We start from the raw sequence: 8,975 nt of genomic DNA on the forward strand, positions 1-8,975 counted from the left end.
CGGGGCTTGGGCGCGCCACCCATTCCTGCAATAGCTCCAATTTTTTTCCAATTTCGCTTTTGTACTTAGGTCATCTCCGCCAGCTTCAGCCTTTGCACCTTACCAGAGGGTCCTTTGGGCAGTTCGTCCATCAAGTGCACCTTGTCGGGGGCCTTGAATTTGCCAACCACCGAGATGCAAATCTCGGTCAAGGCCTCCTCGTTTAGCGAAGACCCCTCCTTGAGGGCGACTGCCGCTTCGACACGTTCTCCGTAGACCTTACAAGGGCGCGCAAAGGCGGCGGCCTCAATAACGTCGGGGTGTGAATAAAGCGCATCGTCAATTTCTCTGGGCGCAATGTTTTCACCACCCTTGATAATCAACTCCTTGAGTCGCCCCGTGATAAAGACGTACCCGTCCTCATCCTGACGCGCGAGGTCTCCGGTGCGCATCCATCCATCTGGTGTGAAGGTTGAGGATGTGGCCTCTTCGTTTTTCAAATACTCAAGCAAAACATTGGGGCCGCGCACCGCCAGCTCACCCTCTTGGCCTCGGGCGGCCTCTGCCAGATCCGTATTCAATACAGAGACTTCATTGCCAAACGAAATTCCAGGAGAGCCGATCTTGCGTTCGCCCGGAGGCATCGGATTGGACAAAATCTGAGCCGCCGTTTCGGTGAGGCCCATGGTTTCGATGATCGGGACGTCAAAGCGGGCTTCAAAAGCACGGTGCACATCGGGAGATAGTGGCGCCGAGGCCGAGCGGCCAAACCGCAAACGGGATCGGGTTTCGTTATCAGGTTCGGTATCTGAATGCAGAAGGTGCGAGATAATGGTCGGAACAACCGAGAACCACGTCGCCTGTGATTGCCCAACATTAGCCCAAAAGGTGGACGCCGAAAACTTGGAACACATCGCCAGGGATCCACCCGAGACGAGCGAGCTCATGACGCTGACACAAAGCCCGTTGATGTGGTAGATCGGCAAAACACAAAAGCCCCGGTCCTGATTGCTAAGCTGATGCGCAACGGCTGTTGTCCAGCCTCCGGCCAACAGGCTGGACTGCGTGTGAACAACGCCTTTCGGTCTACCTGTGGTGCCGGAGGTGTACATCAACAAAGCATGACTTTGCTGTGTCACCTTGTGCAGATCAACCGCTGCACCAGCCCGTTGGTTGGGATCGACAACCTGAATGTTTTCAGACCCTGCGGCTCCGTCAAACAGCGCCTGTTGCGCCGCCCCCACAAAAGCAAAGCGAGCGTCGCTGTGGTCCAGCGCATAGGAAATCGCATCTGTCCCGGCGACGAGGTTGATCATCGTTGCGCGAAACCCACCGTAGAGAACGCCAAACAGGCAATTCAAAGCGTCGCGACCATTGGGCATGACAATGGCCACGCTTTCGCCGGCTTTGACACCCCGTGACGTCAGGTTTTCGGCGATCGCCTTTGCCGTGTCGCGCAGTTCTTCCCATGTGAGGTCCGGCGCACCTTCGGGAAAGGTGAACCCCGCCCCCCCCGCAATGGCACGCATTTCAACCCAATCGCGCAAGGTTCCCTGAGGCGGCGTTTTAGGATCAATCATCATTTCCCTGTTTCCGCCCAGTACGCGCCAAAGATATCCTCGACAGCGGGTTCATTGGCCGGGATCTCCCGAATGATTTTAGCCGTTTGCGTGAAATGTCGCCAATGCACGTTGGTATCTATCGAATTGCCGCCCCAACTGCCGCACCCCATCGACAACGAAAAAGGCATGCCATTGGTAAAGGCGCCTCCGGTGGCAAAGGTATGCGCCTGATTGACGATCACCCGACAGGTTGGCAGGACCTGCCCAAGAAACACCGCTCGCTTGTCATCTGTTGTGTGTAAACCAACAGAATGGCCCGCGCCCTGATAGTCCAGAATACGCTCAACCGTAACTGCGGCATCGTCAAAATCACGGGCACGGTACAACGCAAGAACACGGCTGAGTTTCTCCCCCGAAAGTGGGTGATCGGGACCGATCCCATCTGTTTCCACGGCGACAAATTCAGTGCCGCTGGGGACCTGATCCGTCAACTCAAGCGCCTTGATCATAACGCGTGCATCCTGTGCGATGACCGACCTGTTCAGATGCCCGTCAGGCCACAGTTTGGCGATGATGCTGTCCGCACCTTCTGCCGGAATTAGGGCCCCGCGCGCCTTGGCCATTTCGGCGACAAAGGCGTCATAGACTTCGTCCAGGACGATGACGGCATTTTCCGACGAGCAGGACGTGGCATTGTCAAAGGTCTTGGATGCCGCGATTTTCTGCGCTGCGGCCGTGAGGTCAGCCGTTTCGTCGACAATTACGGTTACATTTCCCGCCCCGACGGCAACCGCTGGTGTGCCGCTGGAATAGGCCCGGCGCACATTGTCCTGAGAACCGGTGACAACCAACAGATCTGCTTTCTCCAGCATGCGCTGAGTTTTGTCTTTGGAGCCCGGTGCCGGGACCATCTGGACGAGGTCCGGGTCGATGCCGCACTTGGCGAACTCTGCATGGATGTATCCCAAAAGGGTTTCACAAGACGGAATCCCCTTGGGCGACGGTGACAAGACGATGGCATTGCCACACTTCAGCGCATTAATGATATTATTTGCGGGAGTCGCCGCCGGGTTGGTTGACGGCACGACCGCCCCAACCACACCAATTGGGCGGGCGATTTCGGTAATTCCTGTGGCCGGATCGTCGCCAATGATGCCGTGCGTTTTCACGCCAGCAATATCGCGCATCAGCCCAAGCGTTTTGCGATGGTTCTTTATTATCTTGTCTTCGACATTTCCCAGCCCGGTCGTGCTGACCGCCAGCTCTGCCAGTGTACGATTGCGAGATGGCTCCATGATAGCCCACCCGGCCGCCTGTGCCGCCCGGTCAAAAAGCTCTTGCGACCCATCTGTTTCAAAGCGGTGCTGTGCGCGGCGCGCGCGCTCCATAATCTGGTCAACAATTTCAAGGTCGTTTGCCACGTCCGGTATCCTTCTAGGTTAGGCCGGCAGGGCAAACGCTTGCCCTGCCTTGATTTGGTTTGAAACGCTCAGAGGCCTTTCAGAAGCTCTTCGAGCGTGGCCTGGCGCGCAGCCCACATTTCCTGAACTTCGGCGCGTGTCATGATGTGCATGGGCGATCCGCCTGCGCTCATCTTTGATGCAACGCGCTTATTCTCGAACATTTTCGGAACATCGGCGGCAAGTTTGTCGATGACCTCCTGCGGTGTGCCCTTGGGCACCATGATGCCACGGAAGTTGACGCTCGAATTATCCACGTCCAACCCTTGTTCCATCATTGTGGGAACGTCAGGCAGAAATTCACTCCGCTCAAGGTCGGCCACTCCGAGGATTTTCACGCTGCCGTTTGAGGCCGCGCGGTAAGCATCAGACAGGTTGTTCACGCCGCCCAAGACCTCGCCCGCAACGACGGCTTTCATGGCGGCTGACCCACCGCCCTTGGTCGGGATATAGGCCATTTTTACACCAGCAGCTTTTTCGATTTGAAGCGCTGCGATGTGGTGCCCCACGAACAGACCCGCACCCGAGAACGTCAGTTTTCCGGGGTTGGCCTTGGCGTAGTCGATGACATCCGCCATTGAGTTGAACGGGCTGTCGGCGCCGACCACAAACACCGCAGGATCTGCACCCCAGTTGGCGATGGGTTCAAAGCTGTCAGTGCTGTATTGCACGCCGCCCTTGATCGACTGAGCGATAAAGTGTGGCACATTGTAGGCTGCCAATGTGTAACCATCAGCGTCTGCCTGCGACGCAAACCAGTTCCAGCCTACGCGCCCACCAGCACCGGGTTTGTTGATGATTGCGATGGGCATTCCCAGTGCATCTTCGTTGCCTGCGGTCATGGTGACGATGCGGGCCTGAAAATCGGTGGCACCCCCGGCCCCGTACGAGACCATCATCATGATAGGACGTTCCGGATAGCTTTCGGCAGCAAGGCTGCTGGCGAGTCCCGTGAGGGCCAGCGCGGCCCCTAAGATCAGTTTCTTCATAGTGCGTTTCCTCCCTTGGATTTCGCCCGCTTGAATGCGGTTTAGAATAAGATTTCTCTTGGCGTGTAGACCTTGAGCAGCAGTGAAAAGAGCCCATACATCACGAGCATGAACACAGCCGTCGTGATGGCTCTGCGCACCCAGGTTTTGACCTCAGAATGCGGCGATGGATCGTAAAGCGAGAACAGGATGAAAAAGGCGGCGGTGCTGGCCGTGTAGAAGCCAAAGAATTTTGCCGCCCAGAACACGTAGATCCCGGCAATGAACAATCCCGGCGTGAGGTTGAGGATCATATGGCGGTTGATGCCGACACCCACGCGGGACTTTCCTAACAGGGCTTTGCCAAACGTCCAGCCAGAGAGCACGACAAACACGGATGCGATCAGACGTGGAAACAAAAAGGCTTCGGCGGGCTGTTGCGTGAAACTCACAAAGGCAATCCAACACCCAACTGCAAAGATCAGACCAGACGGGATGATATGCTGAAAACGGCTCATGACTTTGCCTCCCCTCTGGCGACAAGTTTCTGGACGCGAACTTCCATCCAGACCGAATAGGCAATCGACGCAACGACCACGGCTATCAGGAATAGGTTCAGCGTGCCGCCGAGGAAATAGACGCCCATGCCATCGGTGGCGTTGGCGATCATCGACCCTTGGATGAAGTTGGCCTCGGCGATAGGGCCGAGGATCAGGCCAAGCACCAAGGGTGCTGCCGAAAACCCAAACCGTTCAAGAAAGTACATCATGACACCCAGGCAGGCCATGACATAGACGTCGCCCATCGAGCTTTGAACCGAGTAGGCCCCAAAGACCGACAACACCAGAACCACTGCCGCCATAATCGATTGCGGAACCTGTGCGACCCGTGCGGCCATGCCAGCCACATACAGACCAAACACGCACATCAAAATCTGCCCGATCAGCATCGAGTTGATAAAGGTCCAGGCCACGTCCGGATGATTGTCAAACAGATCAGAACCGGGGAAAATTCCGTGGATCAGAAGGCCACCCAGCAGCACTGCCGCCGTTGGGCTGCCCGGAATGGACAGGGTGAGAAGCGGCACCAGCGACGGGCCAACCATTGCATTGTTAGCCGCCTCTGCCGCAATCACACCTTCTGGATGGCCAGTGCCAAATTTTTCGCGATGTTTGCTGAATTTCCGGGTCTGGTCATAGGCCACTAGCCCTGCAATCTGACCGCCGACACCGGGGATCAGACCGATGATGGAACCGGTAATCGTGCCAATCGTCAAAGCACGCGGCCAGCGCAGCATCTCTTTGGTGGCGTCAAGGACCGAGTGTTTTTTGACCTCGATGACTTCGGCTCCGGATGCCTGCCGACCTTTGGCAAACATGGTCAGAACCTGCGGTATGGCGAACAGCCCGATGAGCGCGGCAATGATGTTTATGCCACCCCCAAGTGAGGGGTGAAAGATAAACCGCTGTGCACCCATGATGTCGTCAAACCCGATCGTGGCGAGCCACAGGCCAATGCACCCCGACAAGAGACCTTTGACCACGGACGAACTGTCCAGCGAGCCGATTACGGTCACGCCAAGGATCGCCAGCCAGAAAAGATGCGAGGGACCAAAAGCCAGCGCCCATTTGGCCAAAAGTGGCGTGAGAAAGATCAGCAGTAAGACGCCAAACACGCCCCCGACCGCCGAAGACAGGAAGGACAGTTGCAGAGCCTTTGCGCCATCTCCCTTTTTGGCCATGGTGTGGCCGTCCAGCGTGGTTGCGATATTTGCCGGTGCGCCTGGAATTTTCAACAGAATGGCGCTTACGGCTCCACCGGCCACGGTCGACGTATAGGCCGCCCCCAACAGGATCAGACCCTGCGCCGCTTCCAGTTGGAAGGTGAACGGAATGAGCAGGGCCACCGCCATTGTTGGCGACAAACCGGGCGTAGCGCCGAGGATTAGCCCGCCAATTGTCCCCACCAGCAGCAAGGCAAAAGATACCGGGGAAAAGACATCGCCAAAGTAATAGATGAATTCCATTCAGGGGCCTCCCAACCCAGTGTCAGCGCCGCGTCAAAGCCAGACACAGCATCGTTGACAAATCAGGTTAGGGCATGAAAATAGTATTGCAAATGTTTTCATAAACTATGTAACAAATGGCAAATTTATGTATAAAAAGCAAAACGATAAGGTGGATATTGTTGCTGTAGCAAAGGCTGCAAAAGTGTCACCGTCAACAGTGTCTCGCAGCTATAATCACCCAGAGTTGGTCAACCCGGCGACTCGAAAAAAGATTGATCGAGCGGTGCGAAGGCTCGGATATATTCGAAACCGGGCTGCCCAGACAATGCACGGAAAACGGTCCGCCACAATCGGGTTGATTGTCCCTACCATCAATCACGCCATTTTCGCAGAAGTGATTCAGGCCTTCTCTGAAACAGTCGAGAAAGAAGGCTTCACGATCCTGATTGCATCTCACGGATATGACCTGGAAAAGGAGTATGCCGTGATGCGCAAGTTTCTGGAACACAGGGTCGACGGCGTAGCATTGATCGGGTTGGAGCACGCCGAAGAAACCTTTCAATTGCTCGAGCAGCAGGAAATTCCAACCATCGCTATGTGGAATTTCGACAATGACTCCCGGATTTCTTGTGTGGGGGCAAAGAACCTGGATGCAGGGGCGTTGGCTGCCCAGCATCTTGTTGACTACGGACACCGCGAAATTGGTTTGGTGTTCCCACCTGCCACCGGGAATGATCGTGCCCAAGGCAGGCTTGAGGGGGTGATGCAAGTCTTGCAAAAGGCCCAAATTTCCGTCCCGCAAGAATGGCAATCAGAAGCACCTTATAGTCTGACGCAAGCCAAGCAGGTTTGCGTAGACCTTCTTTCGCAAACCACGCGCCCCACGGCGTTGCTGTGTGGCAATGATATCCTTGCCCAAGGCGCCGTTTTCGCGTCGCAAAAGCTTGGGCTGAGCGTACCAGATGACATTTCGATCATTGGTATAGGGGACTTTAAGGGATCGGCAGATCTGGAACCGGGCCTCACGACCATACGCATCCCTGCGCAAGAGATTGGCCGGATTTCCGGAGAGACAATATGCCAATTGATTAGCAACGATCTGGTCAGCATCCGGCGCCATGAGTGTGACCTTACCAGAGTTTTACGACATACGACTAAACCAGCGATCTCCCTAAGATGACCTTAGTTTCTTAGTGACCAGGCGATTGAACCTCGCCTGGTTTGCCGGAGGCAGATTTGCCTTATTTACGCGGCCATGTCTGATCTTTCCAGAGCAGCGTAGAGGTTTGTTTCTGCTTCAGCTGGTGGGATGTTCCCGATGGGTTCGAGAAGACGGCGGTTATTGAACCAGTCGACCCATTCGAGGGTGGCATACCGGGGCCAAGCGACGTGATTGTGCGCGTACTCGCTGCTGGGGTGAACAATACCGACATCAACACCCGCACAGCCTGGTATTCCAAAGGTGATGCCGAGGACGCGGATGCGACATGGTCAGGCAAACCGCTGGAATTTCCCCGTATCCAAGGGGCGGATGTCTGCGGCGAAATCGTAGCAGTCGGGTCGGATATTGCTGCAAGCCGCGTCGGTGAACGTGTTTTGATTGAACCTTGCATTCGCTTCGCGGATGGCATCATGCAAACACCACCTTGGTATTTCGGCTCCGAGTGTGACGGCGGGTTTGCCCAATACACGCGGGTTGACTCCCGTCATGCCTACACCATCAATAGTGATCTGACGGATCCCGTGAACTTGAAAAACGTTCTTGGCCAGATCAACGCCGACTGTGGTAACTTGCATGGGGTGGCTCCTCTCAAAAGCAGATATCGACACCTGCATTATGGCGCATTGCGACGCAGGTTGGAGCAGGAGCCATCCACCCCATCAGGTTTGACAGGCCGCAGCGCAGCGATGATGGCCATGGTCGAGTGACCGCAAAGGGCCGAAAGCGTCCATGGTGAGTGATGGATGTCGTCCGATTGTTCCACCATGCACGTTCCGGCGTTATGGGTTGATTTCAGCCCATTTGAACACTGGCGCAAGTGAGCTGAGCGCATTTTTCTCTACGGAGAACTTTCCCCTGATATACTGGGTGGCTTCAGCCTGTCCGTCCATCGTATCCCTCCGCTATCTACACCAGTTCCCCGGTCGCCGCGGACAGCTCGTACGCCCGCAAATGTAGCGGACAGCCAGCCCTTCCGAGATCAGAATGCTCCCAACGTCAGCCCCATTCGTTTTGAGGACGCCACACTGCCGCCCATAATTGCATTTTCTGGTACCTTCTGTACCCGGACGACACGCGCAAGCCACGCGTTCAAATTCAATGTTTTTAGCATTCCGGATCAATCCGCGCAGTCGGGCCGTGGCCTGAAGGCCAACTTCACGCTCGGCACTGCATTGAGGCGATCTGGTTTCAGGCGTGTTGAATCCAACCAGACGCACATTCGCAGTCTGCCCCCGGATATCAACGGTATCGCCATCAATAACCCGTATGTCGGATGCGCGGAGTGAGCGTCTATTGCTTTGCTTTGAGGCAACAACGCGAGCCCCCTGAGGACGAAGATAGCGTGAAGACATCCAACCGGTTCCAAGGTTTGACGTGATTGTGTAGGACGGTGGTGCGTTAGATGCGATCTTATCTTCGCTCGTTAATCTGAGGAGTTGGTGCAGTTTTTTGTATTGGGCCGACGTGAGACGGGTGCGTATCCCATCTCTCTCAAATCTCTCAAACATGCTGGTGTAGAAAGATCGCTCCCAGTCATTTTGAATGCCGCTCTTCAGCCGCTTTCGCAACTTTGGACCTGTCACGCTTTAGTGCCGCCCCAAGTGCTCGTCTAGCTGCCAAGGCTGAGGCGCGATTGTTCCTTGATGTGAGCCAGCGTCACCAGATCAGATCGCTGCCTGCGACTGGCAGGACGGCTGCGGAAGGCACGCAATCCACGCGTGCTGACGACCATGACCCGACACATCAGTTCAATGGAAAATGCAGATCGGTGTTCTT

The 8,975-nt window shown here is 55.7% G+C and carries 8 protein-coding genes and 2 pseudogenes; 2 read left to right on the forward strand and 8 right to left on the reverse strand.

Annotated features, from left to right (window positions below):
• Window positions 1–65: 65 nt before the first annotated feature.
• The 5 genes from BUC32_RS09855 to BUC32_RS09875 form a co-directional block, all read right to left on the reverse strand.
• Window positions 66–1,562 (reverse strand): AMP-binding protein, encoded by a 1,497-nt coding sequence (locus BUC32_RS09855; RefSeq protein ID WP_073252095.1) that lies wholly within the window; start codon window positions 1,560–1,562, stop codon window positions 66–68.
• Window positions 1,559–2,929, reverse strand: coding sequence for an acylating sulfoacetaldehyde dehydrogenase (sauS, locus tag BUC32_RS09860; RefSeq protein ID WP_073252136.1), 1,371 nt, complete (start codon window positions 2,927–2,929; stop codon window positions 1,559–1,561). The genes BUC32_RS09855 and sauS overlap by 4 nt, the downstream gene beginning before the upstream one ends.
• A 101-nt stretch (window positions 2,930–3,030) precedes the next feature.
• On the reverse strand, window positions 3,031–3,990 hold the full coding sequence (locus BUC32_RS09865; RefSeq protein WP_073252097.1) for a Bug family tripartite tricarboxylate transporter substrate binding protein: 960 nt from the start codon (window positions 3,988–3,990) through the stop codon (window positions 3,031–3,033).
• A gap of 41 nt (window positions 3,991–4,031) precedes the next feature.
• Window positions 4,032–4,487 carry a tripartite tricarboxylate transporter TctB family protein gene (locus BUC32_RS09870; protein ID WP_073252099.1) on the reverse strand — a complete coding sequence of 152 codons (456 nt, stop codon included), beginning with the start codon at window positions 4,485–4,487 and terminating at the stop codon, window positions 4,032–4,034.
• On the reverse strand, window positions 4,484–5,995 hold the full coding sequence (locus BUC32_RS09875) for a tripartite tricarboxylate transporter permease (RefSeq protein ID WP_073252101.1): 1,512 nt from the start codon (window positions 5,993–5,995) through the stop codon (window positions 4,484–4,486). The genes BUC32_RS09870 and BUC32_RS09875 overlap by 4 nt, the downstream gene beginning before the upstream one ends.
• A 127-nt stretch (window positions 5,996–6,122) precedes the next feature.
• On the opposite strand from BUC32_RS09875, the gene BUC32_RS09880 reads away from it, so the two are divergent.
• A complete protein-coding gene (locus tag BUC32_RS09880; protein ID WP_073252103.1) occupies window positions 6,123–7,157 on the forward strand; it encodes a LacI family DNA-binding transcriptional regulator in 1,035 nt (344 codons plus the stop codon).
• A 65-nt stretch (window positions 7,158–7,222) separates the two neighbouring features.
• On the opposite strand, the pseudogene BUC32_RS09885 reads toward BUC32_RS09880, so the two are convergent.
• Window positions 7,223–7,351, reverse strand: a pseudogene (locus BUC32_RS09885) (IS3 family transposase); the annotation flags it as partial.
• Window positions 7,352–7,366: 15 nt separating this feature from the next.
• On the opposite strand from BUC32_RS09885, the gene BUC32_RS20190 reads away from it, so the two are divergent.
• Window positions 7,367–7,906 (forward strand): alcohol dehydrogenase catalytic domain-containing protein, encoded by a 540-nt coding sequence (locus tag BUC32_RS20190; protein ID WP_245815162.1) that lies wholly within the window; start codon window positions 7,367–7,369, stop codon window positions 7,904–7,906.
• 195 nt (window positions 7,907–8,101) lie between these two features.
• On the opposite strand, the gene BUC32_RS21215 is transcribed toward BUC32_RS20190, so the two are convergent.
• Both BUC32_RS21215 and BUC32_RS20405 read right to left on the reverse strand, forming a co-directional pair.
• A complete protein-coding gene (locus tag BUC32_RS21215) occupies window positions 8,102–8,707 on the reverse strand; it encodes a thermonuclease family protein (protein WP_139280692.1) in 606 nt (201 codons plus the stop codon).
• Between the two features lie 104 nt (window positions 8,708–8,811).
• Window positions 8,812–8,975 (reverse strand): annotated as a pseudogene (locus tag BUC32_RS20405) (IS3 family transposase); the annotation flags it as partial.

Source organism: Shimia gijangensis (genome assembly GCF_900142085.1).
Lineage (GTDB): Bacteria > Pseudomonadota > Alphaproteobacteria > Rhodobacterales > Rhodobacteraceae > Shimia > Shimia gijangensis.

What these genes read in the sequence shown, in the direction of transcription:
- BUC32_RS09855 (WP_073252095.1), bottom strand. Translation starts at nt 1,562, where the DNA reads ATGATGATTGATCCTAAAACGCCGCCTCAGGGAACCTTGCGCGATTGG.
- BUC32_RS21215 (WP_139280692.1), bottom strand. Translation starts at nt 8,707, where the DNA reads ATGTTTGAGAGATTTGAGAGAGATGGGATACGCACCCGTCTCACGTCG.
- BUC32_RS09865 (WP_073252097.1), bottom strand. Translation starts at nt 3,990, where the DNA reads ATGAAGAAACTGATCTTAGGGGCCGCGCTGGCCCTCACGGGACTCGCC.
- sauS (WP_073252136.1), bottom strand. Translation starts at nt 2,929, where the DNA reads ATGGAGCGCGCGCGCCGCGCACAGCACCGCTTTGAAACAGATGGGTCG.
- BUC32_RS09880 (WP_073252103.1), top strand. Translation starts at nt 6,123, where the DNA reads ATGTATAAAAAGCAAAACGATAAGGTGGATATTGTTGCTGTAGCAAAG.
- BUC32_RS09870 (WP_073252099.1), bottom strand. Translation starts at nt 4,487, where the DNA reads ATGAGCCGTTTTCAGCATATCATCCCGTCTGGTCTGATCTTTGCAGTT.
- BUC32_RS09875 (WP_073252101.1), bottom strand. Translation starts at nt 5,995, where the DNA reads ATGGAATTCATCTATTACTTTGGCGATGTCTTTTCCCCGGTATCTTTT.